The organism is Stappia sp. TSB10P1A (assembly GCF_900185725.1).
In the GTDB taxonomy this organism is placed as follows: Bacteria; Pseudomonadota; Alphaproteobacteria; order Rhizobiales; family Stappiaceae; genus Stappia.
This window is the reverse complement of record NZ_FYAU01000036.1, coordinates 1-24541: the sequence shown is the minus strand read 5'-3', so window position 1 is coordinate 24541 and position 24541 is coordinate 1. Positions and strand designations below refer to the sequence as shown.

The following is a 24541-nucleotide window of genomic DNA, read 5'->3' as shown; positions in this document are numbered from 1 at the left end:
AAGGCGCCGGGGGAAGCGATGACAGCCACGACACCGACAGACCCGCCGGCGATCGGCCGTGACCGGCAGGGCGACATCCTGCTCGAGGCGCGCGGCATCACCAAGCGCTTCGGCGACATCCTTGCCAATGACGACGTCTCGATCGCCCTGCGTGCCGGCGAGATCCACGCCCTGCTCGGCGAGAACGGCGCCGGCAAGTCGACGCTGGTCAAGATCCTCTACGGTGCGCTCGAGCCCAATGGCGGCACGCTGCACTGGCAGGGACGGGAGGTGACCATCGCCTCTCCGGCCGAGGCCCGCAAGCTGGGCATCGGCATGGTGTTTCAGCACTTCTCCCTGTTCGAGGCGCTGACGGTGGCGGAGAACATCGCGTTGGCGCTGCCACGAGGCACGGCGATGCGCGAGTTGTCGGCGCGCATCCGCGAGGTCTCGCGCGACTACGGGTTGACGCTCGATCCGCAGGCGATCGTCGCCGACCTGCCCGTCGGCATCCGTCAGCGCATCGAGATCGTCCGCTGCCTGCTGCAGGAACCGCAACTGATCATCATGGATGAGCCTACCTCGGTGCTGACGCCGCAGGAGGCCGACCAGTTGTTCCTGACGCTGGAGCGCCTGACCCTTGAAGGCTGCGCGATCCTCTACATCTCGCACCGCCTGGAAGAGGTGAAGCGGATCTGCCACCACGCCACCGTGATGCGGCACGGCAAGGTCATCTCCGAATGCGACCCGGCACGGGAGACCGCCGCCTCGCTGGCCCGGATGATGGTGGGTAGCGCGGTGCATGACCTGAAGCGCGGCCCCCGCCCGGATGCCGGTGCCGTGCGGCTGGAGCTGCGGGGGCTTTCCGCGCCGGCGGACGGACCGTTCTCCGTTGCCATCGACACTGTCGACCTGCAGGTCCGCGGCGGCGAGGTGGTGGCGATCGCCGGAATCGCCGGCAATGGGCAGGGCGAACTCTTCGATCTCGTCTCCGGGGAGCGGCTGTCCTCCTCCGGCAGCGTCCAGATCGACGGCCAGGCGGCCGGCCGCAGCGGCATCACCGCGCGTCGGCGGGCGGGAGCCGCCTTCGTGCCGGAGGAGCGGCTCGGGCACGGCGCCGTGCCGGGTTTGCGGCTGTCGGAAAACATCGTCCTGACGCGCCATTCCACCGGCGACGGCCTCGTGCGCGGCGGCTTCGTCGATACGGACAGGGCCGGGGAGCTTGAAAAGCGCATCAAGAACAATTTCGGCGTGCGCATGTCGCATGACGATGCCGAGGCGCGGGCACTCTCCGGCGGCAACTTGCAGAAATTCGTCATCGGCCGCGAACTTGACCGGCAACCTGGCGTGCTGGTGGTGAACCAGCCGACCTGGGGGGTTGATGCCGGCGCGGCGGCACTGATCCGCCAGGAACTGATCGATCTCAGCCGGCAGGGCTCGGCGGTGCTGGTGATCAGCCAGGATCTCGACGAGATCTTCGAGATCGCCGACCGGATCGCCGTCATTTCGCGCGGCCACCTGTCGGAGGCGGAGCCGGCGGAGACCATGACGCGCGAGCGCATCGGCCTGCTGATGGGCGGGATGGAAGACCGGCAGGGAGGCGCGACCCATGCGGCTTGAGCTGGAAAAGCGCGCCGAGCATTCGGCAGCGATGGCGCTGCTGTCGCCGGTGATCGCACTCGCCCTGACGCTGGTCAGCGGCGCGATATTGTTCGCAGCGCTGGGGCAGAATCCGGCGCGCGCCCTCTATGTCTTCTTCATCGATCCGCTGACCGCGTCCTGGTCGCTGCAGGAACTGGTGGTCAAGGCGACGCCGCTGATCCTCATCGGTGTCGGCCTTGCCGTCTGCTACCTCTCCAACACCTGGAACATCGGCGGCGAGGGGCAGTTCACGGCCGGAGCTCTCGCCGGTTCGATCCTGCCGATCCTGTTCGCGGGCTTCGAAAGCCCGCTGACCCTGCCCCTGATGCTGCTGATGGGCGTTGCCGGCGGCATGGCCTGGGCCGCGATCCCGGCCTTTCTCAAGGTGCGCTTCGGCACCAACGAGATCCTCACCAGCCTGATGCTGGTCTATATCGCGCAGCTTCTGCTCGACTGGCTGGTGCGCGGCCCCTGGCGCGATCCGGCCGGTTTCAACTTTCCCGAAAGCCGTATGTTCACCGCTGCGGCGACCCTGCCGGCGCTGGCCGACGGGCGCATGCATGTCGGCGCCATCTTCGCGCTGATCGCGGTGGCGGCCCTTGCCGTGGTGCTGATGAAGACGCGAAAGGGCTTCGAGATCCGCGTCCTCGGTCAGGCGCCGAGGGCAGGGCGCTTCGCCGGGTTCTCGCAGAACCGGATGGTATGGTTCGCCTTCCTGCTGGCGGGCGGCCTTGCCGGCCTTGCCGGCATCAGCGAAGTGTCGGGCTCGATCAACCAGCTCACACCGGTGATTTCCCCCGGTTACGGCTTCACGGCGATCATCGTGGCCTTTCTCGGACGGCTGAACCCGATCGGCATCCTGTTCTCGGGGCTGCTGCTGGCGCTGTCCTATCTGGGCGGCGAGGCGGCCCAGGTGGCGCTCGGCATCTCCGACAAGACCACCCGCGTGTTCCAGGGGATGCTGCTGTTCTACGTGCTGGCCTGCGACACGCTGATACTCTACCGCATCCGGCTCGGCGGGCCGGCGGCGACGGGGAAGGGGGCCTGACATGGGCATGTTCGAAGCCATCCTCCTGACCGTTATCACCGCCGCGACGCCGCTGCTGCTGGCCGCCATCGGCGAGTTGGTGGTGGAGCGCTCGGGTGTCCTCAACCTCGGCGTCGAGGGCATGATGATCCTCGGCGCGGTGATGGGCTTTGCCGCCGCCCAGGCGACCGGCTCTCCCTATGCCGGCGCCCTGTGCGCGATGCTTGCCGGCATGACGCTGGCCCTCCTGTTCGGCTTCCTGACGATCCACCTCGTTGCCAATCAGGTGGCGACGGGTCTGGCGCTGACGCTGCTCGGCCTCGGTCTTGCCGGGATGATCGGCGAGGCCTTTGTCGGCCGGCCGGGCGTCCGGCTGCAGGCGATCGACATTCCGGTGCTGAGCGATCTGCCGGTGGTCGGGCGGATCCTGTTCGGTCAGGACCTCTTGGTCTACATATCCTTGGCGCTTGTCGCCGCCGTCACCTATGTGCTGTTTCACACCCGGGTGGGGCTCGTCATCCGCGCGGTCGGCGACAACCACGGCTCGGCCCATGCGCTCGGGGTCTCGGTACGCAAGGTGCGCTACCTCGCGGTGCTGTTTGGCGGCGCCTGTGCCGGGCTTGCCGGCGGCTATCTGTCGCTGGCCTACACGCCGCAATGGATCGAGGGCATGACAGCCGGGCGCGGCTGGATCGCGCTGGCGCTCGTCGTCTTCGCCACCTGGCGGCCGTTGCGGCTGCTGGCCGGCGCCTATCTGTTCGGCGCGGTCGGAATCATGCAGTTTCATGCGCAGGCGCACGGGTTCGGCATTCCCTCGCAGTTCCTCTCGGCTCTGCCCTATGCTGCGACGATTGCCGTGCTTGTGATCATCTCGCGAAACCGTATCCTGACCCGTATCAACACGCCGGCCTGCCTCGGCAGGCCGTTCGTGCCGGACCGGTGATGCGCTGAACAGCGGGCGCGGGACGGGGCAGCCCCATCCGCCGCCTGCCATATTGACAGCCGGCAAACGTCCGGCGGGGCTGAAACAGGGGACAGGAGCAGGAAATGAAGAAAATACTGGGGTTGGCGGCGGCCGCGCTGCTCGGCTTCGGCGTGATCGGTGCCGAGGCGGCCGACAAGCTGAAGATCGGTTTCATCTATGTCGGCCCGATCGGTGATCATGGCTGGTCCTACCAGCACAACCAGGGCCGTCTCGCCATCGAGAAGGAGTTCGGCGACAAGGTCGAGACCGTCTATATCGAGAACGTTTCGGAAGGTCCGGATGCGGAGCGCGCCATCGAGCGCCTCGCGCGCGACGGGGCAGGGCTCATCTTCACCACGTCCTTCGGCTTCATGAACCCGACGCTGAAGGTCGCCCAGAAGTTCCCGGACGTGAAGTTCGAGCACGCCACCGGCTACAAGCGCGCCGACAACGTCTCCATCTATTCGGCCCGCTTCTATGAAGGCCGTTACGTGATCGGGCAGATGGCGGCGAAGATGTCGAAGACCGGCACCGCCGGCTACATCGCCTCCTTCCCGATCCCGGAAGTGGTGCGCGGCATCAACTCCTTCATGCTCGGCGCGCAGTCGGTGAACCCGGACTTCAAGATCAAGGTCGTCTGGGTCAACACCTGGTATGATCCGGGCAAGGAGGCGGATGCCGCCAAGGCGCTGCTCGACCAGGGCGCGGACGTCATTGCCCAGCACACAGACAGTCCGGCACCGCTGCAGGTGGCCGAGGAGCGCGGCGCGATCGGCTTCGGCCAGGCGTCCGACATGATCGCCTTCGCGCCGAAGGCCCAGCTCACCGCCATCGTCGACGACTGGAGCGCCTATTACATCCGCCGCGTCCAGGCCGTGCTCGACGGCACCTGGACGAGCGAGGATGTCTGGGGCGGTTTTGCCGCCGACATGGTGGTGATGGCGCCCTACACCAACGTGCCGGAGGATGTCGCCAAGGATGCGGCCGAGATGGCCGAGAAGATCCGCTCGGGCGAATTCCATCCCTTCACCGGCCCGATCTACAAGCAGGATGGCAGCGAGGCTGTCGGCGACGGCATCATCCTCGATGATGGCGTCCTGCTCGGCATGAACTGGTACGTCAAGGGTCTGGACGACCAGTTGCCGCAGTAAGGCTGCACTGCGTTTCGCCTTGTGCGAAAGGTGAGGGCCGGGGGCGCAATCCTCCGGCCCTTTTCGTTTGCAGGCACAAGTGCCTTGCTGCGCCAGCGCTCCGCGTCGATAGAATGCGCCTTGGAATTGGAGTTGGCGGGAGGGCGGTGGACCACATGACTCACAAGATATCGGAATGCCTGTTCTGCAAGTTCGCGCGCGGCGATATCCGCCCGCATGTCGTCCACGAAGACGACCGCCTGCTTGCCTTCCTCGACATCGGGCCGATCCGCCGCGGCCATGTGCAGATCATCCCGCGTGCCCACCACGATTATTTCGAGATGCTGCCGGAAGATCTCGCCGCCGGCATTCTCGCGCTCGGCCAGAAGATCGCCCGCGTACAGAAGCGGCTCTATGGCGTTCCGCGCGTGGCGTTCCTGTTTTCCGGCGGCGACATCGCCCATGCCCACGCGCATCTGGTGCCGATGGTGGAGGGGACCGACATTACCTCGCGCCGTTACATCCGCGAGGAGACGCTGAGTTTCGCCGCGATCCCGAGCCCGCCGCCTGCGGAACTGGCCGAGGTTGCACGGGAGATTAGGGGAGCTCTGGAACGGGACGAGGCACAGGGCAGGGAGGCGTGAGACTGGAGGCCCTTCCCGCAGCCGAACAGGAACCATTGACTTTGTCCATATTTGGGATATATTCCCGAATATGGATGGAAACGAACGACAGAACCAAGCCCTGGCCGACCATCTCCGGTCGCTGAGAACGGAGAGGGGCCTGACGCTTCAGGACCTTGCGGACAGCAGTGGGGTCAGCAGGGCGACACTCTCCCGCATCGAGAACGCGGACGTCAGCCCAACGGCGGAGACGCTCGGCCGTCTGGCATCGGCCTTCGGCCTGCCGCTGTCCCAGCTTCTGGCCCCGCTGGAGCCGGAGTTTCCGCCGCTGCTTCGCCGCGCGGAGCAGGGCATCTGGTCGGATCCGGACGGCGGTTTCGTCCGCCGGTCGGTGTCGCCGCCCGCCAGCGGCCTGAAGCTGGAAATGATCGAATGCGAGATCACGCCCAACCAGCGCATCTCCTATGAACGACCGGCTGTTGCAGGGCACGAACACCACCTTGTCCTGCTGGACGGAGCGCTGACGCTCACCGTCGACGGTGAACGGTACGAGCTGCGGCCGGGCGACTGCCTGCGCTACCGGCTGTTCGGGGCGTCAAGCTTCGAAACTGGCAAACACTCCGCGCGCTACCTGATCGCGCTGGCCTGAGGGCTCCCCATATGGAAACGCAGATCCTCGAACTCGATGGCCCCGCCATCGAAGCAAATAGTGCCGCGCTCTCGCGCATTCTCATCGACAGTGTCGCCGACGGGGCGGCCATCAGCTTCATGGCGCCCGTGTCCGCGCACGAGGCCGCCCGGTTCTGGCTGGAGACTGTGCGTCCGGAAGTAGAGGCCGGGCACCGGACGGTTTTCGGTGCGCGGCGCGACGGCGCCCTTATCGGGACCGTGCAGCTTCTCACGGCCATGCCGCCCAATCAGCCGCATCGCTGCGAGATCGCCAAGATGATCGTCCATCCGCAGGCACGACGCCTCGGTATCGGCCGCGCGCTGATGACCCGTGTTCTGGAGCGTGCGCGCGAGCTCGGCAAGACGCTGGTGACGCTCGACACGCGCACCGGCGACGTCGCCGAGCCTCTCTATGCCTCCGTCGGGTTCGAGATCGCCGGCACCATCCCGGACTATGCCTTCGACCCGGACGGACGAGCGCGGCACGCCACGACCTACATGTACCGGCGGCTTGACGAGCGCACGCCGGCCTGAGCTTCGCTGCTGATCGGGCAGCGTCATGGCCGGCAGATTGCCCAGGCGGTTCGTCGGCACGGCAATATCGGCTCGCAACAGCCAGACAGCGCCGAGCCGGGGGAGCGCGAGGCGAGCCTTTGCCCGATCCCAACCCTCACATCGCTAATTCGCATAAGATATATTATGGAATATTTTTTATTGGTGCCGGTAAGGCATGGCGCGCCGTGCGAGCCGATCCCCCCGGCACAGGAAAACGCTGCGTGAATTAATTCGCCGCGATCCCCGCAACTGCCGAGACATCCATGTGCAGTTGTAGTTATGTATCTTCGAAACGAGCGGGTTTCGCGGGGTCTGATCCGTTGGCATTGAACAAGCAGGACATGCCTGGGCGTGCAGGCATCAACACCTATCTCATCGTGTTGATGCTGGTGTGTCTGATCCCCATTCTCGTGATCTCGGGATATGCCGCATGGCGGACCGGCGAGGCCTACAGGGATACGGCAACCGCGCGTCTCGCCGAGACCGCGCTCACCATTCGCAGCGCAATCGAGGCGGAACTGGAGAGCCGTTTCACGGTCCTCAGCACCTTCGCAACGCTTTGGACGCCGGACGACCGCAGTGATCGCCTGAGGCTTCAGGCCAGCCCCTATGCGGGCATCGGTCTCACCGGCGAAGTCCAGATCATCGAGTTCGAGGGCCGGCGCCCGATGGCTTCCGCCTCGGAGCAGGTTCTGGCCATCGCGCGCCTGTCCTTCGACCGCCAGGCTCCGGTCGTTTCCAACCTCGTGCTCGGCTCCAGATTGTCCGACCACCGGATCCATCTGGCGATACCGTCGGCAGCGGAGAGCGACGAGCGCGAACGCGTGTTTGTCCTGTCGCTCTCGCCCTCGCAGCTTATTCGCACTCTCCAATATGGCCGCGAGCGGGTGAGCGGCATTCTGATCGCGGTCGCGGATGGCAATGGCCGGATCCTTGCCCGCTCCCGTGACGCGGAAAATGCCGTTGGCCTCAAGGCTCCGGATTGGGACAAGCTCCAGGCCATTTCCGGCAGCAGCGGCTCTTTCGAAGCGATGACGACCGAGGGCCAGAGCACCGTCATGGTCTTTCAGCGCATCGAGATGACGCCCGGCTGGACTGCCGTGGTCGCCGAACCGCTGGAGGTGTTCAACGCGCGCTGGCATACCCCACTGGTGGGTCTGCTGCTCGGCTCCGTGCTGGCGACCGTCCTGGCGACCGTCGTCGCGATCCATATCGGACAGATGATCCGGCGACCCGTGCAGGCTCTTGCCGCACGCAGCCTGGCGATCGCCAGAAGCGAGGGCCGAGGCGATACGCCGCCTGAGGCCCTGCCGCAATCGACGATCCGCGAGTTCGAGGTCGCGCGCGTCAGCTTCGAGGCGGCGGAAGCGGCCCGCCGCACGCTCGAGCGCCGTCTGCGCACCGCCGCAAACGCCGGTGCGCTGGTGTTCTGGCGCTGGTCAAAGGCCGGCGATCTCCTGTCGCTGGAAGGATGGGAGACGCTGACAGGAAGGGCGGACAGCGAGGCGCTGGGAACCGCCTGGATCGACCAGGTTCACCCGGACGATCGGGATCGGGTGATGACGGCTATCGGCCAGAAGAAAGAGGGCAGGCTCGACTACTTCGACATCGAGTTCCGCCTGCGCGTCGCCAATGGCCGTTGGCTGTGGGTCCGCGATCGCGGCGGCCCGGTGCTCGACGACGCCGGTCAGGTGATCGAGTGGGCAGGCGTGCTTGAGGATATCGACGCGCGCAAGCAGGACGAGGCGAAGATTGCCCATATGGCGACCCATGACGCCTTGACCGGGCTCGGCAATCGGGTGCTGCTGCACGAGCGGCTGCAATTGGCGGCGGCCGCCGCCGGGCGCGGGGTGACCAGCGCCCTCCTCGCGCTCGACCTCGATCTCTTCAAGCAGGTCAACGATACGCTCGGGCATCCGGCCGGCGACGAAGTGCTGCGGCAGGTGGCCAGACGGCTTTCCGGCTGCGTGCGCGAGGTCGATCTGGTGGCGCGGATCGGTGGCGACGAATTCGCCATCCTGCAGCACGGCGCGGCGCAGCCGGCGGCAGCCAGAACCCTGGCGGAACGGCTGATCGCCGCCGTCTGCGCGCCCTATGACGTCCATGGCCAGAGCATCGTCATCGGCATCAGCGTCGGCGTTGCCTTGATCACCAGCGGAACCCATGGGGCGGACGACCATATGTGGCGGGCGGACAAGGCCCTCTACCGGGCAAAGGCGCTGGGGCGCGGTCGCATCGCGGTCTTTGGCGAGGACATTCTCGGCGGCCCGCAGGACGGATAGCACCGGCCGGCGATCTTGTTCCGGATTGCCGGGTGCGGCTACCCTGGGTCGTCACGCTTGGAGGTTCGTTCATGCCTTTGCCGTTTGAGAGGTTTTTCGCGCGGCCAGCGCATGCCCTATCCGTCATCCTCCTGTCGCTTGCCCTGTCTCTTGGAGCTGCCACCGCCCGCACGGAGATCGACGCAGATATCGGCGCGGTCCTGGAGAGGGAGCGCGCCGAGCTCGCGCAGACCTGCGGCCCGCTGCTGGAGTTTCTCGACGGCTTCGCGACCTCGGTCGATGTCGACGGCAATGCCCTGCCCGACATTCTGGTCGATTACGGGCGGCTCTCCTGCGACGGCAGCCGGATGATGTTCTGCGGCTCGGCTGGATGCACCCAGAAGATCTATCTCGGCCGTTCCGGCGGCGCGCCGGAGATGGTCGGCGAGTTTCTCGCTTACGAACTGCGCTTCGATCGCCCCTTGCAGGGCAGCTTTCTCGCCGTGCTGCACGGTGGCTCCTGCGGGCGTGCCGGTGCCGAGACCTGCTTCCGGCGCTATGCGCTGTCCGGCAGCGCGGTTGTTGCGCTGGAGGAAGAACCGCGCGATCGCTGGTTCTTCACCGCGTCCCCCTCGCCCTCCGCCATGCTGGCGACCATCGATGGCGACAGCCTGCGCCTGGTTTGTGACGGCGGTGCGCTGCGCATCGAATACGGACCGACATGGCTGTGGGAGGACGGCGGCTCGGTCAGCGAGCATGCTCGCGACCTTGCAAAGCCTCAAGGGCGGATCGAGATCGACATCGAGGTCGACCGTGGCCAGCCGACGCCGGTTGCCTTCATGATCGAGGAAACAGCACGCGTGCTGCAGTCCCCGACCTTCGCGCCGGATGAGCCGCTCTTCGCGGCGATGATGCGGGGAAGCGGGATGGACTTGCATCTCGGCGGCTCGCTGGAGCATCTGCGCAATGTCACGCTGAAAGGCTCGTCCAGGGCGATCGGCAGCCTGCTGCGGGCTTGCGGGCAGGGCTGACACGGCTGGACAGAGGAGGGGGCAGCCCCCTTCCCTCGCCTGTTGCCGGGCTCTACCCCTGCTCCTCTTGCAACTCGGCGGCATCCCCCGCCTCCACGACCCTGCGCGCGACCGCCAGCGAAAATCCCTGCCGGCACAGCGCCGCCATCTCCTTGCGCAGCCGATCAGGGTCCCCGTCGCCCCGCCGCCAGGGACCGAAGCGCCGCTTGCGCGCGGCAATGCAGGCCGCCGCAAGGTCGTCGCTTTCCTCTTTCGCGATGAGCTGTTCGGCCAGTTCCTGCTCGATACCCTTGGCGGCCAGCACCGCGCCGATCCGCCGGGCCGAGCGGCCCTTGCGGCGTTCGGAGGCGATCCGCGCCTCCGCAAACAGCCGGTCGTCGACCAGGCCCGATGCGGCGCAGCGGGCCACAACCGCCTCGATCATGTCGCTGAACCCGGCCGGATCGAGATCGAGCTCGCGGGCCGCGCGCATCACCTTGCGCTCGAGCACCCGTCTCAGGTTCTCGCGGCTGGAGCCGTAGCGGTCGAGATAGTGGAGCGCCGCCTTCATCAGCCGCTCCTCGGTCGGCGGACGGGCGGCGCGCGTCATGGCGCGGCGTCGAGGCTGGCCGAAAACCGCAGGCCGTCATAGGCCGGGACCACGCCCTCGGGCAGTTCCGCTTCCAGCGTGCGGTAGTCGAGATCGACATGCATGTTGGTGAGGATCGCCTTGCGCGGTTGCAGGCGCGAGATCCAGTCGAGCGCTTCCGACAGGGAGAAATGCGAAGGGTGCGGCGTGCGGCGCAGCGCGTCGATCACCCAGGTGTCGAGCCCCGAGAACCCGGGTTGAACGCTCGGTGGAATATCTTTCGCATCAGGGAGATACGCGACGTTTCCAAACCTGAATCCGAGCGCGGGAATATCGCCGTGCGGCACTTCCAGCGGCAGGAACGGGATTGGCCCGCCCGCCCCGTCGATCACCCCCGCCTCGCCGTCCACGATGCGCATGTCGCGCAGGATCGGCGGATAGCTCGACCCCGGCGGCGTGGCGAAACCGTAGTAGAACAGGTCATGGGCGCGGCGCGAGGTGAAGGCGTCCATATAGACCGGGATCAGCTTGCGATGGGTGATCGCCAGCGGCCGCAGGTCGTCGATGCCGTGCAGGTGGTCGGCATGGGAATGGGTCAGCAGCACTGCGTCGAGATCGGCGACGCGGGCGTCCAGCAATTGCTGGCGCAGGTCCGGCCCGGCATCGACCAGCACGCGGGTGGTACCGTCCGGCCCCTTGCGCTCGACCAGCAGCGCGCAGCGCATGCGCCGGTTGCGCGGCTCGTTCGGGTCGCAGTCGCCCCAGATATTGCCGACGCGCGGCACCCCGGCCGAGGAGCCGCAGCCGAGGATGGTGAAGTCGAGCCTGCCGCCGCCGGCCATCGGTCTCAGCTTTCCGGCAGCAGGTGGCGCGGCACCCGCGAAAACAGGCGGAAGAAGTTCTCCGTGGTCTGGCGGGCCATCTCCGTCTCGCTGACGCCGCGCGTTTCCGCCAGCACCTTGTTGGTATGGGCGACATAGGCCGGCTCGTTGCGCTTGCCGCGCCAGGGCTGCGGCGCAAGATAGGGCGCATCCGTTTCCACCAAGAGCCGGTCGGCCGGCAGCTCGGCGGCGATCGCGCGCAGCTCCTCGGAGCGCTTGAAGGTCAGGATGCCGGAAAACGACACATAGAGCCCCAGCTCGATACCGGTCAGGGCAAGGTCGCGACCCGAAGTGAAGCAGTGCAGCAGGGCCGGAAAGGCCCCCTTCTCCGTCTCGTCCCGCAGGATCGCGGCCATGTCCTCGTCGGCATCGCGCGAATGAATGACCAGCGGCAGACCGGTCTGGCGCGCGGCGGCGATGTGGCGGCGCAGGCCCGCCGCCTGCGCCTCGCGCGGCGCCTTGTCGTAGAAATAGTCGAGCCCGGCCTCGCCGATCGCCACCACCTTCTCATGCGCCGACAGGCGCACCAGATCGTCGGTGGTGACCAGCATCTCGGCCTCCTCCCCCGCATTGTGCGGATGGGTGCCGACCGAGCAGAAGACGGTGTCGTAGCGCTCGGCAAGCGCCCGGATCGTGTCGAACCGGGCGACCCGCGTCGAGATCGTCACCATCAGGCCGACCCCGGCCTCGCCGGCGCGGGCGATGATCGCATCGCGCTCGGCGTCGAAGTCGGGAAAGTCCAGATGGCAATGGCTGTCGACCAGCATCACGCCGCCCCGCCGGCCGGCGCCTCGGCCTCGACATAGCGCGGGAAGACGCCCTCGGGCTTGGGCAGCTCCGCGCCGGCGGCAAGCCGCCCGCTCGCTCCCAGCCGGTCGAAAGCGCGTGCATCCACTGGGACCGCCAAAAGGTCGAGCAGCTTGCCCGCGCTCGTCGGGATGACGGGCTGCGCCAGGATCGCGATCTGGCGGATCACCTCGGCGGTGACATAGAGCACCGTCGCCATGCGCGCCGGGTCGCTCTTCTTCAGCGCCCAGGGCTCCTGCGCGGCGAAATAGCGGTTGGCCTCGGCGACGCAGGCCCACACCACCGACAGCGCCTGATGGATCGCCTGGCGCGACATCGCCTCGCGCGCACCCGCCAGCATCGCATCGGCCTGGCCGACAATCGCCTCGTCCTCGGCCGTGAAGGCGCCCGGCTCCGGCAGGCGGCCCTCGCAGTTCTTGCCGATCATCGACAGCGAGCGCTGCGCCAGGTTGCCGAGGTCGTTGGCAAGGTCGGCGTTGATGCGGTTGACGATGGCCTCGTGGCTGTAGTTGCCGTCCTGGCCGAAGGGCACCTCGCGCAGGAAGAAGTAACGCACCTGATCGAGGCCGTAATGGTCGATCAAGGCGAAGGGGTCGATGACGTTGCCGACCGACTTCGACATCTTCTCGCCCTTGTTGAACAGGAAGCCATGGGCGAAGACCCGCTTCGGCAATTCGATCCCCGCCGACATCAGGAAGGCCGGCCAGTAGACCGCGTGGAAGCGCACGATGTCCTTGCCGATGACATGCAGGTTCGCCGGCCAGTAGCGCCAGCGCGGACTGCTCTCGTCCGGGAAGCCGGCGCCGGTGATGTAGTTGGTCAGCGCGTCGACCCACACATACATCACATGCCGCTCATCGTCCGGCACGCGCACGCCCCAGTCGAAGGTGGTGCGCGAGATCGACAGGTCCTTCAGGCCGCGGCTGACGAAACTCACCACCTCGTTGCGGCGCTCGTCCGGGCCGATGAAGTCCGGATTGGCCTCATAGTGGGCGAGCAGCCGGTCCTGATAGGCCGACAGGCGGAAGAAATAGCTCTCCTCCTCCACCCATTCCACCGGCGAGCCCTGCGGGCCGTAGCGCACGCCGTCGGGGCGCAGTTCCGTCTCGTTTTCCTGGTAATAGGCCTCGTCCCGCACCGAGTACCAGCCGGAATAGCTGTCCTTGTAGATGTCGCCGCTGGCCGCCATCCGGCGCCAGATCTCGCGGCTCGCCTCGTGGTGGCGCGGCTCGGTGGTGCGGATGAAGTCGTCGTTGGAACAGCCGAGCGCCGCCGCCATGTCGCGGAAGCGGGTGGCGTTGCGCTCCGCCAGGTCCTGGACCGGGATGCCTTCCGCACGCGCGGTCTGCAGCATCTTCTGGCCGTGCTCGTCGGTGCCGGTGAGGAAGAACACGTCGCGACCATCGAGGCGCTGGAAGCGCGCGATGGCGTCCGTCGCCATGCTCTCGTAGGCGTGGCCGATATGCGGCGCGCCGTTGGGATACGAGATGGCAGTGGTGACGAAGAAGGGCGATCGATCGGTCATGGCCTGTCAGAGGGTCCGGATTGCGGGTGGGTGGCCCGGATGGGCGCTCCAGAAGTCGAGTGCGAGGCGGCCGGCGTCAAGCCCGCGCGGTTTCGGCAAGATCGCGCAGGGTGTTGAGCGCGATCTGCTTCCTGTCGAGATTGTAGGCATCCGCCTCGCGCGCGGCGCGGCTGGTCTTTTCCCATACCTCGCTCACCCTGACAAGGCGGTGCAGATCGCCTGCCCCCGCCGCGCCCAGCCGGGCGTGCAGGTGATCGGCGACGAGATCCTGGAACAGGCTCCAGGCATCGTCGGCGCCGCTGCGCGACACCTGATCGGCAAGCTCATGCGCCGCCGCCGCATCCAGGCGCGGCAGCCCCGCCATCAGGCCGGCAAAACTGTCGGCAAGCTCGATGGCATCGCCGGCGGCGAGCTTGATCGCCTTGCGCAGGCTTCCCTGCGCCAGCTCCGCCGCCCTCGCCGCCACCCGGTCGGCCGGATCGGCGACGCCGAGATCTCCGAGCCCGGCCAGCACCTCCTCGCGCGACAGTCCCCGCAGGTGGAGCATGCGGCAGCGCGAACGGATCGTCGGCAGCAGCCGGCCCGGCGCATGGGAGAGCACGAGAAACAGCGAACGTTTAGGCGGTTCTTCAAGAACCTTCAACAAGGCATTGGCCGCGTTGACATTCATGTCGTCGGCGGCATCGACGATACAGATCCGCCAGGAGCCTTCCGCGCCGGTCGACCCGAAGAACGGCACCGTGCGGCGGATCTCGTCCACCGTCAGGTCCTGCTTGATCTTGTCCTTCGCCTTGCGCTTGGGGTCATAGGGCCGGCGCAGATGCAGAAGGCCCGGATGGGCGCCGGCCGCGACCTTGCGGAAGTCCGGATGACCGGCCGGCAGCGCGCAATCGGCCGCCTCGGCCACCGCCGCGGAGGCCGGGTCGGGATGGGCGAGCGCGAAGCGGGCGAAGCGAAACGCCAGCGTCGCCTTGCCGATGCCCTTCGGGCCGGCGAGGATCCAGGCATGGTGCATGCGCCGCGAGCGATAGGCGGCCAGCAGTTCCTCCTCCGCCTCGCGATGGCCGATCAGGCTGGCCCGCTCGCGCGGCAGCGGCACATCCTCGATGGCATCGGCTTCCGTCAGCAGCGGATCGAGATCGCTCATCGCCACGCCTCCTCCTCCGCCTGCAGCAGGCGCGCGGAAACCGCCTGCCAGATCTCCTGTTCCACCGCATCCGGCGTCTGCATGCCATCGACCACAAGGAAGCGCTCCGGCTGGCTGGCGGCAAGCTCCAGGAACATCCGTCGGCGCCGGTCCTGCACGTTTTCTCCCTCCGTCTCGAACCGGTCCGGCTGCGGCGCGGCTCCCGCCGAACTGCGCGCCGCCACCCGGGCGATGCCGACATCCGCCGGCACGTCGATCAGCACGGTCAGGTCAGGCCGGCAACCGGCCACCGCCAGCGCCTCCAGCCGGTCGAGAAAGGCCGTATCGACGCCCGCCTCCCCCTGGTAGACGCGGGTGGAGTCGGCGAAGCGGTCGCACAGCACCCAGTCGCCGCGCCTCAGCGTCGGCTCGATCGTCGTGTCGACATGGTCGGCCCGGGCGGCGGCAAACATCATCGCCTCCATTTCCGGCCCGAGTTCCTTGATGCGGCCGCCGAGCAGCAGCCGGCGGATGGTCTCCGCGCCGGGCGATCCGCCCGGCTCGCGCGTCACCACCACATCGACGCCCGCGCCGTGCAGCCGCTTGCGCAACCGCTCGATCTGGGTCGATTTGCCGGCCCCCTCGCCGCCCTCGAAGGTGACGAAATGGCCTCGGCCGGCAGCATGGCCGGCAACGATTGCCGTGTCACTCATTGAGCCACCATCCGAACAGGGTTTCCTTGACCGCATCGGCGGCGCGGCTGGTGAGGGTGCCCTCGCCCGCCTCGGCGCCGGTCAGCAACGGCGCGCGATAGACGATGTCGCTGTCCCTGAGCACCCGCAACTCGCCGACTTCCTCGCCGCGCCTCACCGGCGCCGGCAGCGGACCCTTGTAGATCGCCCGCAGCCGATAGGCATGGCGATTGCCGCGCGGCAGCAGGATCTGGACCGGTTCGCGCACCACCAGCGGCACGGCGCCGATGGAGCCGCCGAACACCCGCGCCTCGGTCACGGTGTCGCCCGGCGAGAACAGCACCACCTCCTCGAAATCCTTCTCCAGACTGTCCAGCAGGCGGCGCAGCGCCTCCTCTCGCCGGTCGGCGCCCGGGTGGCCGGCAACGACGGCGATCAGCCGGCGGCCGCCGCGCTCCGCCGAGGCGACCGCGTTGAACCCCGCCCCTTGCGCGAAGCCGGCGGCCAGCCCGTCGACCCCGGAAACGGCGCCGATCAGCGGGTTCTTGTTGCGCTGGAAGATCCCGTTCCAGGTAAAGTCGGGCGCGCTGAAGAGGGCGTAGCGGTCGCCGTGGCGGGTCAGCACATAGTCGGCGAGCCGCGCCATGTCCCGCGCCGTCACATAGGAGTCGGACGCCTCATAGCCGGTGGGGTTCGCGAATCTGCTGCCGGTCAGGCCGATCTCCGCCGCCTTGTCGTTCATCCGCGCGGCAAAGGCCGCCTCGCTGCCGGCAAGTCCTTCCGCCAGCACGATGGCGGCGTCATTGGCGTTCTGGATGATCAGCCCGTGCAGCAGGTCGATCACCGGCACGGCGCTGCCGAGCTTGGCGAACATGGTGGTGACGCGGGCCGGCGCACCGCCGCTGCGCCAGGCATGTTCGCTGACGGTGAAGGCGGTGTCCTCGCTCACCTCGCCCCTGGCCAGCGCGTCGAAGACGACGGCGGCGGTCATCAGCTTGGCGGTGGAGCCGGGCTGGTAGCGCACCGTCGGGTTGCGGCTCGCCAAAAGAGTGCCGGTGGTGATGTCGAGCAGCAGGGCCGAACTGGTGTCGGGCGCGCTTGCGTCCTGCGCCTTCACCGCCGCCCCGCCGAACCCGAAGCCGGCAACGAGCGCGAGGAGCAGCACCAGCAGCGCGGCGACGGTCCCGGGCGGCAGGCCGTGATGCCGCGCGCCCGCGCCGTCCTGTTTCCGCACTGCAACCGCAGCCGTCATGTCACGCTCTCCCGTCCCGGCCCGATGTCGACGCCATGGCGAAAACATACAGGCTCGGACGGGTCAAGCCTACCTGCGGCGCGAGGTTGTTCAGTCCGACTGGCGTGCGGCGAGTTCGCGCGGCGACAGGCCCTGGCCGATCGCGTCGAAGGCCGCATAGGCTCCCTCGATCCGGGCGCTGGCCCGATAGGACGAGATCGCAGACCCGCGCGCGAAGGTGCTGGGCTGGCCGAGATAGGCCGGTCCCGGCGCCAGCACCGGCTCGCTGGCCACGGCCGGCACGACCGGCAGCGTGTTGCCGTCGTAGCTCATGACCGGTGCGGAAGATGCCGCCGGCGCGACCTCCGTCGGAGTGTCGTTCTCGAAGGTGCTAAGCGAGGCGACCTGCACCGTCGGCGCGCCCGCCTCGAAGGCGATCGCCGGGTCGAAGGCGGCGGTGACCATCTGGCCGAAGCTGCCGGTACCGGCAATAACCGGACCATAAGGCCGGTTGCGCGGCATCGGCGCCGAACCGGAGAGCGTCGCCACCGTAGAGGTTGCCAAAGTGGAGCTTGCCGGCGCGGACGCCGTCGGGCTTGCAGCCGGAATATCGGCCTGGGCCAGCATCGTGCCCGGCATGGTGGCGCCCGGCTCGACCGCGCCCGGACCCCGGTAGGAGGCCATCAGGAAGCTCTGGTCCTGCCCGTCCATGCGGGCCCTGCCGACATATTCGACCTTCACCTTGGCCACGCCCGCGCTCTTGAAGTCGAGCATGCTGGCGACCTTCTCGGACAGATCGATGGTGCGGTTGCCATGGAACGGCCCGCGGTCGTTGACCCGGACGATCATCGAGCGGCCGTTCTTGAGATTGGTCACGCGCGCATAGGAAGGAAGCGGCATCGTCGTATGCGCCGCCGTCGGCGCATTGCGGTCGAAGACCTCGCCATTGGCGGTCATCCGGCCGTGAAAGGTTGGCCCGTACCAGGAGGCGAGACCGACCGAGGTGTAGTTCGGATCTTCCTTCGGGTGATACCACTTGCCGGCGACCTTGTAGGGCTTGCCGACCATCTGGCGACCGCCGCCCTTGGGCACCGGCTGGTTGCCGGAGACGACGCGCGGGCTCGCCGCCACGCCGTATTTCGATTCGGGAAACTTGACCTTCTGGGTCTTCGGGGCGGAGCCGCAGCCGGCAAGGGCGAGACACAAGGAAGAGACCGCCATGATGCCGAGGACGCGCGGAGAAAACCGGCGTTCGCAAACCGGCGCCGTGCCGATTCGATCGGAACTGGGGTTGGTGCTCAGGTGCCGGCGTGCTGTCGCCGGGTCCTTGCCATCATTCATTCTGCCGCCCTACTCGATACCTGACCGGCGGTTTTCGCCTGGGGTTCCGGCCGCAGAGGACATTCTGTCCGCTGGGTCGCTCCTTCGGTCGACATCCCGCTGGCAGGCCGTCGACCGCTCGGGGTCCTCGCCACCTGCGCCAGTGATCACGAAAGGTTGGATAAAGCAACGCCCGTTGAAGGACTTTTGTCCGGGGAGTCGGTCGCTTTCGCCTGCCTTGCGTGCCCTGTCGGTCGGACCCGTCTCGTTGCGATGCTGCCCCCCAAATGGCGCATCACGACACGTGTACCATGCCGTCTCTTACTGCAAGGTGAAGATCGGGTCGACCTGCGCGTCTGTCGCAGGCAGCATTTTTCCACGACCTGTTGCGGAAGGGCCGCAGGTTGGCGGCGGCCCTCATCCGGCGGCCCTTCCGCTCTCGGCTTTCGCGTCTCTCGCACCAGGATGAGCCGTCCCGGCGTCGGCTTCCGGTGTCAGTTGTCGGTGTCAGCGGCCGATTCGGGCGCGGCCCGACATGCCGTCGTCGCGCTGCCAGTAGAGCGTGTCGCCCTCGCCCTTCGACAAGGTGAAGCAGAACTGTTTGCCGTCGTACCAGGACTCCCACTTCTGGCACAGGCGATTGCCGCGCACCCACCAGCGGCCCTGATCCTTGGGCTGCATGAAGCGCCCGAGGCCGACCGCGTCGCCGGAGCCGTTGACCTGACCATCGGTGCGGTAGTGGAGCGGGAATTCGCCGCCGAGCGGCACTTTCAGATAGATCCGCTTGCCGGCAACCGTCTTGCGGATCTCCTGTTCGTTGAGCTGAGGGCGCGCCTGCGCCGGAGTTGCGGCGGCGGCAAGTCCTGCGATCAGCGCGAGAAACGCGCCGGCTGTGCGAAACTGCATGGCTGTCTCCAGATCGGGCATCGGACATCGTCGGGGCGGGTTCCCGCCCGCATCGATACCGGGAGTTACGCCGCAGCTTCGCCGGCGGATCAGGCCGCCCCTCGCGATGCACGCATCTGTGATGCGGGTCACACCATCCGATCGGGGCACCGGCTACAACGAACACATGGCGCGTGCCCCCGCGCCGGACGCCGAACCAACGGCGCAGCCGCCGATCCGGTCCCTGCCTCGACCTTCCGGATCGGCGGCTTTTCTTTTGAAGAGCCCTCACCCACCGCTGCCCCCTCTCCTGCCCCGTGACCGTCTCCGGCCCAAAGCCCCTCTCCCGCCCAAAGCCCCTCTCCCGCCAGGACAGGGTGGACTTGCGTCGCAAAAGTGGACCCTGTCCCGGCGGGCTCTGTCGGGTCATCGTCCCGGATTGGATCGAAGCGGAGCGGATCGCGACAGTGCCGGGCCGGTCCGGCCCCGGCCTTGCCGCGGCGCGCCGCACCTTGCTGTTGCGCGGCGCCTCGCCGCTTGACAAGCCGGGCCGCGAGGGCGAAACGAAGCGCACCGGAAGAGTGGCCGAGTGGTTTAAGGCAGCGGTCTTGAAAACCGCCGTACGGGAGACCGTACCGTGGGTTCGAATCCCACCTCTTCCGCCATTATCTGACTTCGCGCTGTCGCCCTTCGCGCTGTCGCCCTTCGGGCTTCGCTCCAGTCGGGGCCTCGCACAAGCTCGGACGGCCCTTTATAGCGCGCAAAATCGTTTGGCATTTCGCGCAAGAACGGATGACAACAGTTTCACACGCCGTTTAAGCCTTCCTCGCCGCCGCCGTCGCGCGCTTCAAAGCGCCTTCGAAAGCCTTTCGCAGGCGATCTCGTAGTACGCCTCCTCGCGCTCGCATCCGACGAACCGCCGGCCGCTCCTCACGGCCGCCACACCGGTCGTGGCGGAGCCCGCGAACGGATCGAGGACCGTGCCGGGTGGGCACACTTTCACCAGCGCCTCCATCAGCGGCAGCGGCTTGCCCGTTGTGTGCAGCTTTCGCCCTCCTGCATTGACGGCCACCCGGTAGACACCCGGATACGTCGGCCCTGCGTTGTCGTGCCACGGTCCCTTCGAGCCCCAGACTACGAACTCCGACTGCTGTCGGAACCGCCCTTTTTGCGGGCGGTTCGCTTCCGTCTTATCCCAGGCCACCACCCCTCGCCAGACGAAGCCGGCCGCCTGCAGTGCCGTCGTCATGGTCGGCAGTTGCCGCCAATCGGAGAAGAGCAGGACCGGCGCGCCGGCGCGCAGGACACGGTAAGCCTCTGCCAGCCAGAGCGTCGACCAACGCAGATAGGAGAACTGATCGCGGTTCTCGCCTGCGAACTCGGGATAGAGTGTTGGGGTGTTGAGATATTTGTTGTTCGCGCTGTCCTTCACCCGGTCTTTCGCGTGCAACCCGCCGGAGGAGTACGGCGGGTCGGTAACAAGCGCATCGAACGCGGCCGTGGTCTGCTCGCTCAGCCAGGAAAGGGCGTCGACGTTGTGCATATGCCAGTGCATCAAGAGCCTCGTGTCTCGACGCTCTGGCGGCGCTCGGGTTGGGGCTCGGCAGGCCTCAATGCGTTGATCGTCCCGCAGCGCGGGCACTTGACTTCAATCGTACCAGATATCGCTCTGGCGGACGCCCGCATCAAGAGACGCCGGCAGTGTGCGCAGCGGATGGACTCCACTCTCGACCTCAAATAGACAGACCCCGCTGCCGATCGTTCCGGTCAGCAGTAGCGGCGGGGTCGCTGTTGAGGGTTTTTGCAGCGTGTGGGGGACTGGTTGGTGCTAGGCCCCACGGTCCGGAAGTCGCATTCCGGGCTCCCCGCTCCTTACTCTGGATTGATGTCCGGCTCGGGGGCAGGCTCGGGTTCGGGCTCGGGCTCAAGGTCTTCTTCCGGCTCGGGCTCAGGGTCCTCTTCCGGCTCAGGCTCGGGATCGAGCTCGGGCGCCGCGAAGGCCGCTTCCACCGCCTCCCGTGTGACGATCACGCCGGCCTCGATGTCCGCCGCCACGGCCGCCTCCGCGGCGAAGGAGGCGCGCACATGCTCGCGCACGGCGCGGGCGAGGTCCTGGACGTCGGCGTTGGTCAGCTCCCTGAACAGGCCGTCTGCAAATTTCCACGGCTCGCCGTCGAGCCGGCTGCCGCTCGTCACCGCCACGTGCTCGGCCAGGACCTTGGTCTGGCTCTGCCGATCGGTGTGCACGGGCCAGCCGCGCCACTCCATCCCGCCCACTTCCGCACGCCACCTCAGATCGGCCGCAAGCGCGATCAGCTCGGCCGGCAAAGGCGCCGGGGCGGGAGGCCGGCTAAAGCCCGTGTCAGGGTCGTGCAGGTCGCCGATCGCGGCGTCATCGGCATCGGTCAGATAGCCATCACTCACCATGAAATCCGGTCCCGCCATAATGATGTTGACGACGATGCCGCCGACCACATGCGCGCGCGCCATTACTTCGCTCATCCGATCACCCTCACTCTGACTTCGCCGCGTGCGCCCGGCCCTCCGCCGCCGCCGCCACCACCGGGGGGCGATCCGGCCTCGCCGCTGCCGCCCCCGCCCTTGCCGCCGAACAACGAGGTCCCGCCGGGCTGACTGCCGCCGCCAGGACCGGCGCCGCCGCCACCACCACCATAAGCGGCGGCGGCGCCGGCACCGGAGCCCCCCGCGCCGCCGCCGAACGTCACCCCCCACAGCGCTCCGTTGCCGCCATTGGTGCTGGCGGAGCCACTGACCCCTGCCGAGCCCCATCCGCCACCGCCACCGCCACCCTGGGCACCAGAGCCGCCGCTCCAGCCGCCGCCGCCGCCATAGGCGGACAGATGCGAGCCGAAAGAGCTCGTGCCGCCGGTGCCGCCCGGCTGCGTATTTGCCACGCCGCCGGCGCCGACCTGCACGGGCTCGGAGGCGCCCAGCTCGCCGAGGCGCATCCAGCGCCAGACATAGGCGCCGCCGCCGCCGCCGCCGCGATAGGTATTGGAGTTGTTGGAGCCGCCGCCGCCGCCCCAGGCCTCGATCAGTGCCATTGCATCGGCGCTCAGGCCGGTCGGTTTCGTCCAGGTGCCGCTCGCGGTGAAAGGCTGGTAGTCGAGCGTCGCCGATCCGCCGCCGCCGCTACCGCCGACGATCATAAAAGCGCCGGCGATGAACACAGCGAGGTAAACGGTTCCCGCCATGAATTCGGCCTGGGCCAGCGGGCTGCCGTCCGCCTTCGTCAGGTCGTAATACGGGTTGCCTGCGTGGATGCGCAGCCGGGCCGGGCCGGTGTTCGTAGCGCTCGGCCGCAGGTAGAATGCCATGCCGGCGACGACGTCCGCGTCCAGCACCGGGTCCACCTCGGCCGTGTAGTCGTTGCCCGCGCTGGTCAGCGTGACGGGCCGCATCACGCTCGCATCGAACAGCATCCCGATTTTCGACGCTACTGCATTCATGTAGGACGCCCCCGTGACCGGCGGCGGCGAGATTGAGGTAGGCAGTTTGCGATCAGCCATTCAGGGCCTCCCAGATTTGTGGCGCCTCATCCACCGCCGTGATTTGTGCGGTGAGACCTTTGCCGTTGCGGATCTCAGACACGATCATCCGCCGGTACTCGCGGCCGATCGTGCCGACCACCACGAGGCAGCCGGCGTCGATCGCGGGCTGCCCGGCGACGATCACGTTGGGAACGGGAGTGGCGAATGTCAGCGTGTCGGTGGTGCCGGGCGCCGTGGACAGCGCATGCACGCTCGTCGCCCCGTCGCCGCGCCGGATAGCGATGCCCGTGCGCGTCCCCACGTCGAGCATGTCCGGGACAGCCAGCAGGTTTGCGGTCGCCAGCATGTCGGCCGTATTGGCCACCTCGATCGTGCAGTCGAGCACGATGCCGGTCACATTGCCGCCCGACGTGGTGACGCTCACGATCCGGCCGTACTGGCTGTGCCGCGTCAGCACGTCGTGATTGACCGCGATCAGCGATCCTCGGCGACAGCGAATCGCCTCGGCCGGCGCGGTGAAATCGTAGAAGGCGCTGCGGTGCTCCGCCTGCGCCAGGTCGAAGGCGGCGCGACGCCGCACCTTGTCCTCATCGACCAGGCCCTCATAGCTCACCTGCTCGGTGCGCGCGTCGGTGCCTGCCGCGCCGCGCCGATAGACGATCGCCTGCCTCTCGCGGCCAAGGGCGAGCGCGTCCTTCCACGTCACCCTGAGGCCGGCTGGAATGCGCGCGAACGCGCGCGTCCACCGGAACTTCGACATGTTGCGCGGCGAGAAAACCTGAACCGGCGCCTCGGCCGATCTGTCGCGGTCGCGGATCACCCCCCACACTTCCGATTGATAGGGCCGCGCGTAGCCGCAGCTCGCGATGATCCGCAGCAGGTCGGACAGGCTCTCGCCCTCGGCCACCATGTCGCAGGTGTAGTTCTGCGCGTAGCAATCGCTGCGCCATGCCAGGACGCCGTCCAGGTCGACCACGTCGAGCGGGATCGGGTCTGCGTTGAGCCGACCGGTCATCGCTTCCAGCAGCCACGGCGCCGGGTTGCGGCTGGGGGCGAGCACATGCATCGACTGCCGCGACGTGTCGTGCTGCCGCCACCCCGGCCAGACCCGCAGGGAACTCGCGCCGGCCGGGGCCGACCAGTTGACCGGTACGACAGGGATGCCGGCCACCGCCCAGTCGTTTGAGGATGAGGGGCGCAGGTAGCCGCCGGCATCCGCGCCGGCATAGACGTCACCCCATAGCGCGCCTCCGGTGGTATGCGCCTCGCCAATCAGCACCCCGTCGATCCAAAGCCGCATCCGACCGACATTGATCCGGATGTCCCAGGCGACCCTGTGCCGCTCGCCATCGAATGGCAGCATGTCGAGAGGCCGCTTCAGGATCACCGTGTTGAAGTCGCTGGCTACAAGCGCCGGATTTCCGTTGCCGGCCCGCGCGACCAGGCGCCGCGCGTTGTCGACATGAATGGAGGCGCCTACGCCGGTGCCCCCTTCTTCCCACAGCACCGACCACGGCGCCGGATCGGTCGGCAGGAGGACATCGCACTCGAACGCGATGCTCGCGGACTTGTTGAAGAATCCATCCGCAACGGTCGTCACGGGCGCCACCGTCACCGGAGCGACGTGCTGGCGGTCCACCCAGACCCGCAGGCTGCTGGCGCCGGCCCGGTCGCTCCACCACACGCCGCCGGACGCCACGCCCGCGAAACTGCCGTCGCCGGTGGATGGCCGCAGGTACCCGCCCCAATCGCTTCCGGCATAGACCGAGCCCGAAAGCGGTCCCCCGCCCGTCGTGTGCGCTTCGCCGATGAGGACGCCGTCGATCCACAGCCGGACCCGACCGGGGTTGATCCGGATGTCCCAGGCGATCCTGTGCACCTTGCCATCGGCGCCAACAGGCGTTGTGAGGATCGCCGTGTCGGCAGTGCTGGCCTGCACAGAGGGAGAGCCGCTGCCGGCCCGCAGTACCATCTGTCCGGAACTCGTGATGTAGACGGCGGCGCCGATCCCGGTCCCGCCGTCTTCCCACAGCACCGATCGCGCGGCTGGCGCCACCGGCAGGCGGACATCGCACTCGAACGCGATGTTCTTGGTCTTGTCGAACGTTCCGTCC

The 24541-nt window shown here is 67.8% G+C and carries 23 protein-coding genes and 1 tRNA gene; 10 read left to right on the top strand and 14 right to left on the bottom strand.

Annotation, left to right across the window (positions count from 1 at the left end):
- The first annotated feature begins 18 nt into the window (after positions 1 to 18).
- The 9 genes from TSB10P1A_RS18780 to TSB10P1A_RS18740 all read left to right on the top strand — a co-directional run bounded on the left by TSB10P1A_RS18780 (position 19) and on the right by TSB10P1A_RS18740 (position 9880).
- Positions 19 to 1599 (top strand): ABC transporter ATP-binding protein, encoded by a 1581-nt coding sequence (locus TSB10P1A_RS18780; RefSeq protein WP_186389484.1) that lies wholly within the window; start codon positions 19 to 21, stop codon positions 1597 to 1599.
- Positions 1589 to 2668, top strand: a complete 1080-nt coding sequence (locus TSB10P1A_RS18775) for an ABC transporter permease (RefSeq protein ID WP_186389483.1) — start codon at positions 1589 to 1591, stop codon at positions 2666 to 2668. The genes TSB10P1A_RS18780 and TSB10P1A_RS18775 overlap by 11 nt, the downstream gene beginning before the upstream one ends.
- 1 nt (position 2669) lies before the next feature.
- Positions 2670 to 3590 (top strand): ABC transporter permease, encoded by a 921-nt coding sequence (locus TSB10P1A_RS18770; RefSeq protein WP_186389482.1) that lies wholly within the window; start codon positions 2670 to 2672, stop codon positions 3588 to 3590.
- Between the two features lie 104 nt (positions 3591 to 3694).
- Positions 3695 to 4762 (top strand): BMP family ABC transporter substrate-binding protein, encoded by a 1068-nt coding sequence (locus tag TSB10P1A_RS18765; protein WP_186389481.1) that lies wholly within the window; start codon positions 3695 to 3697, stop codon positions 4760 to 4762.
- Positions 4763 to 4917: 155 nt separating this feature from the next.
- On the top strand, positions 4918 to 5385 hold the full coding sequence (locus tag TSB10P1A_RS18760) for an HIT family protein (RefSeq protein WP_186389480.1): 468 nt from the start codon (positions 4918 to 4920) through the stop codon (positions 5383 to 5385).
- Between the two features lie 70 nt (positions 5386 to 5455).
- Positions 5456 to 6013: a helix-turn-helix domain-containing protein gene (locus TSB10P1A_RS18755; RefSeq protein ID WP_186389479.1), complete on the top strand. Its 558-nt coding sequence runs from the start codon at positions 5456 to 5458 to the stop codon at positions 6011 to 6013.
- An 11-nt stretch (positions 6014 to 6024) separates the two neighbouring features.
- The gene (locus tag TSB10P1A_RS18750; RefSeq protein WP_186389478.1) at positions 6025 to 6567 is read left to right on the top strand and encodes a GNAT family N-acetyltransferase; all 543 of its coding nucleotides are present in this window, start codon (positions 6025 to 6027) and stop codon (positions 6565 to 6567) included.
- Between the two features lie 362 nt (positions 6568 to 6929).
- Positions 6930 to 8870, top strand: a complete 1941-nt coding sequence (locus TSB10P1A_RS18745; RefSeq protein WP_186389477.1) for a diguanylate cyclase domain-containing protein — start codon at positions 6930 to 6932, stop codon at positions 8868 to 8870.
- Positions 8871 to 8941: 71 nt separating this feature from the next.
- A complete protein-coding gene (locus TSB10P1A_RS18740) occupies positions 8942 to 9880 on the top strand; it encodes a hypothetical protein (protein ID WP_186389476.1) in 939 nt (312 codons plus the stop codon).
- Positions 9881 to 9932: 52 nt separating this feature from the next.
- On the opposite strand, the gene TSB10P1A_RS18735 is transcribed toward TSB10P1A_RS18740, so the two are convergent.
- The 9 genes from TSB10P1A_RS18735 to TSB10P1A_RS18695 all read right to left on the bottom strand — a co-directional run bounded on the left by TSB10P1A_RS18735 (position 9933) and on the right by TSB10P1A_RS18695 (position 18936).
- Positions 9933 to 10469 (bottom strand): regulatory protein RecX, encoded by a 537-nt coding sequence (locus TSB10P1A_RS18735; protein WP_186389475.1) that lies wholly within the window; start codon positions 10467 to 10469, stop codon positions 9933 to 9935.
- Positions 10466 to 11290, bottom strand: coding sequence for an MBL fold metallo-hydrolase (locus TSB10P1A_RS18730; protein ID WP_186389474.1), 825 nt, complete (start codon positions 11288 to 11290; stop codon positions 10466 to 10468). The genes TSB10P1A_RS18735 and TSB10P1A_RS18730 overlap by 4 nt, the downstream gene beginning before the upstream one ends.
- Before the next feature lie 5 nt (positions 11291 to 11295).
- Positions 11296 to 12096, bottom strand: a complete 801-nt coding sequence (locus tag TSB10P1A_RS18725) for a TatD family hydrolase (RefSeq protein ID WP_186389473.1) — start codon at positions 12094 to 12096, stop codon at positions 11296 to 11298.
- Positions 12096 to 13661 (bottom strand): methionine--tRNA ligase, encoded by a 1566-nt coding sequence (gene metG / locus TSB10P1A_RS18720; protein ID WP_186389472.1) that lies wholly within the window; start codon positions 13659 to 13661, stop codon positions 12096 to 12098. Before metG ends, TSB10P1A_RS18725 begins: the two co-directional genes overlap by 1 nt.
- A 76-nt stretch (positions 13662 to 13737) precedes the next feature.
- Positions 13738 to 14808 carry a DNA polymerase III subunit delta' gene (locus tag TSB10P1A_RS18715; RefSeq protein WP_186389471.1) on the bottom strand — a complete coding sequence of 357 codons (1071 nt, stop codon included), beginning with the start codon at positions 14806 to 14808 and terminating at the stop codon, positions 13738 to 13740.
- Entirely contained in the window at positions 14805 to 15500 is a 696-nt protein-coding gene (tmk, locus tag TSB10P1A_RS18710; RefSeq protein WP_186389470.1) for a dTMP kinase, read from the bottom strand. Before tmk ends, TSB10P1A_RS18715 begins: the two co-directional genes overlap by 4 nt.
- A complete protein-coding gene (locus TSB10P1A_RS18705; RefSeq protein ID WP_186389469.1) occupies positions 15493 to 16731 on the bottom strand; it encodes a D-alanyl-D-alanine carboxypeptidase family protein in 1239 nt (412 codons plus the stop codon). The genes tmk and TSB10P1A_RS18705 overlap by 8 nt, the downstream gene beginning before the upstream one ends.
- Positions 16732 to 16821: 90 nt before the next feature.
- On the bottom strand, positions 16822 to 17931 hold the full coding sequence (locus tag TSB10P1A_RS18700; RefSeq protein WP_186389468.1) for a septal ring lytic transglycosylase RlpA family protein: 1110 nt from the start codon (positions 17929 to 17931) through the stop codon (positions 16822 to 16824).
- Positions 17932 to 18537: 606 nt separating this feature from the next.
- Positions 18538 to 18936 (bottom strand): hypothetical protein, encoded by a 399-nt coding sequence (locus TSB10P1A_RS18695; protein ID WP_186389467.1) that lies wholly within the window; start codon positions 18934 to 18936, stop codon positions 18538 to 18540.
- A gap of 554 nt (positions 18937 to 19490) precedes the next feature.
- Here TSB10P1A_RS18695 and TSB10P1A_RS18690 point away from each other — a divergent pair.
- Positions 19491 to 19580 (top strand) — tRNA-Ser (locus TSB10P1A_RS18690).
- 182 nt (positions 19581 to 19762) lie between these two features.
- Here TSB10P1A_RS18690 and TSB10P1A_RS18685 read toward each other — a convergent pair.
- From TSB10P1A_RS18685 to TSB10P1A_RS18665, 5 genes are all read right to left on the bottom strand, one after another.
- Positions 19763 to 20470, bottom strand: a complete 708-nt coding sequence (locus TSB10P1A_RS18685; RefSeq protein WP_186389466.1) for a site-specific DNA-methyltransferase — start codon at positions 20468 to 20470, stop codon at positions 19763 to 19765.
- Positions 20470 to 20601 carry a Com family DNA-binding transcriptional regulator gene (locus TSB10P1A_RS24015; protein ID WP_208987150.1) on the bottom strand — a complete coding sequence of 44 codons (132 nt, stop codon included), beginning with the start codon at positions 20599 to 20601 and terminating at the stop codon, positions 20470 to 20472. The genes TSB10P1A_RS18685 and TSB10P1A_RS24015 overlap by 1 nt, the downstream gene beginning before the upstream one ends.
- A 186-nt stretch (positions 20602 to 20787) precedes the next feature.
- Positions 20788 to 21417: a DUF4376 domain-containing protein gene (locus TSB10P1A_RS18675; RefSeq protein WP_186389465.1), complete on the bottom strand. Its 630-nt coding sequence runs from the start codon at positions 21415 to 21417 to the stop codon at positions 20788 to 20790.
- Positions 21414 to 22445, bottom strand: a complete 1032-nt coding sequence (locus TSB10P1A_RS18670; protein WP_186389464.1) for a hypothetical protein — start codon at positions 22443 to 22445, stop codon at positions 21414 to 21416. The genes TSB10P1A_RS18675 and TSB10P1A_RS18670 overlap by 4 nt, the downstream gene beginning before the upstream one ends.
- The coding region (locus TSB10P1A_RS18665; RefSeq protein ID WP_186389463.1) for a hypothetical protein at positions 22438 to 24541 on the bottom strand (2104 nt) is incomplete at its 5' end. The genes TSB10P1A_RS18665 and TSB10P1A_RS18670, both read right to left, overlap by 8 nt.

What these genes read in the sequence shown, in the direction of transcription:
- TSB10P1A_RS18780 (WP_186389484.1), top strand. Translation starts at nt 19, where the DNA reads ATGACAGCCACGACACCGACAGACCCGCCGGCGATCGGCCGTGACCGG.
- TSB10P1A_RS18775 (WP_186389483.1), top strand. Translation starts at nt 1,589, where the DNA reads ATGCGGCTTGAGCTGGAAAAGCGCGCCGAGCATTCGGCAGCGATGGCG.
- TSB10P1A_RS18770 (WP_186389482.1), top strand. Translation starts at nt 2,670, where the DNA reads ATGGGCATGTTCGAAGCCATCCTCCTGACCGTTATCACCGCCGCGACG.
- TSB10P1A_RS18765 (WP_186389481.1), top strand. Translation starts at nt 3,695, where the DNA reads ATGAAGAAAATACTGGGGTTGGCGGCGGCCGCGCTGCTCGGCTTCGGC.
- TSB10P1A_RS18760 (WP_186389480.1), top strand. Translation starts at nt 4,918, where the DNA reads ATGACTCACAAGATATCGGAATGCCTGTTCTGCAAGTTCGCGCGCGGC.
- TSB10P1A_RS18755 (WP_186389479.1), top strand. Translation starts at nt 5,456, where the DNA reads ATGGATGGAAACGAACGACAGAACCAAGCCCTGGCCGACCATCTCCGG.
- TSB10P1A_RS18750 (WP_186389478.1), top strand. Translation starts at nt 6,025, where the DNA reads ATGGAAACGCAGATCCTCGAACTCGATGGCCCCGCCATCGAAGCAAAT.
- TSB10P1A_RS18745 (WP_186389477.1), top strand. Translation starts at nt 6,930, where the DNA reads ATGCCTGGGCGTGCAGGCATCAACACCTATCTCATCGTGTTGATGCTG.
- TSB10P1A_RS18740 (WP_186389476.1), top strand. Translation starts at nt 8,942, where the DNA reads ATGCCTTTGCCGTTTGAGAGGTTTTTCGCGCGGCCAGCGCATGCCCTA.
- TSB10P1A_RS18735 (WP_186389475.1), bottom strand. Translation starts at nt 10,469, where the DNA reads ATGACGCGCGCCGCCCGTCCGCCGACCGAGGAGCGGCTGATGAAGGCG.
- TSB10P1A_RS18730 (WP_186389474.1), bottom strand. Translation starts at nt 11,290, where the DNA reads ATGGCCGGCGGCGGCAGGCTCGACTTCACCATCCTCGGCTGCGGCTCC.
- TSB10P1A_RS18725 (WP_186389473.1), bottom strand. Translation starts at nt 12,096, where the DNA reads ATGCTGGTCGACAGCCATTGCCATCTGGACTTTCCCGACTTCGACGCC.
- metG (WP_186389472.1), bottom strand. Translation starts at nt 13,661, where the DNA reads ATGACCGATCGATCGCCCTTCTTCGTCACCACTGCCATCTCGTATCCC.
- TSB10P1A_RS18715 (WP_186389471.1), bottom strand. Translation starts at nt 14,808, where the DNA reads ATGAGCGATCTCGATCCGCTGCTGACGGAAGCCGATGCCATCGAGGAT.
- tmk (WP_186389470.1), bottom strand. Translation starts at nt 15,500, where the DNA reads ATGAGTGACACGGCAATCGTTGCCGGCCATGCTGCCGGCCGAGGCCAT.
- TSB10P1A_RS18705 (WP_186389469.1), bottom strand. Translation starts at nt 16,731, where the DNA reads ATGACGGCTGCGGTTGCAGTGCGGAAACAGGACGGCGCGGGCGCGCGG.
- TSB10P1A_RS18700 (WP_186389468.1), bottom strand. Translation starts at nt 17,931, where the DNA reads ATGGCGGTCTCTTCCTTGTGTCTCGCCCTTGCCGGCTGCGGCTCCGCC.
- TSB10P1A_RS18695 (WP_186389467.1), bottom strand. Translation starts at nt 18,936, where the DNA reads ATGCAGTTTCGCACAGCCGGCGCGTTTCTCGCGCTGATCGCAGGACTT.
- TSB10P1A_RS18685 (WP_186389466.1), bottom strand. Translation starts at nt 20,470, where the DNA reads ATGCACTGGCATATGCACAACGTCGACGCCCTTTCCTGGCTGAGCGAG.
- TSB10P1A_RS24015 (WP_208987150.1), bottom strand. Translation starts at nt 20,601, where the DNA reads ATGCGGGCGTCCGCCAGAGCGATATCTGGTACGATTGAAGTCAAGTGC.
- TSB10P1A_RS18675 (WP_186389465.1), bottom strand. Translation starts at nt 21,417, where the DNA reads ATGAGCGAAGTAATGGCGCGCGCGCATGTGGTCGGCGGCATCGTCGTC.
- TSB10P1A_RS18670 (WP_186389464.1), bottom strand. Translation starts at nt 22,445, where the DNA reads ATGGCTGATCGCAAACTGCCTACCTCAATCTCGCCGCCGCCGGTCACG.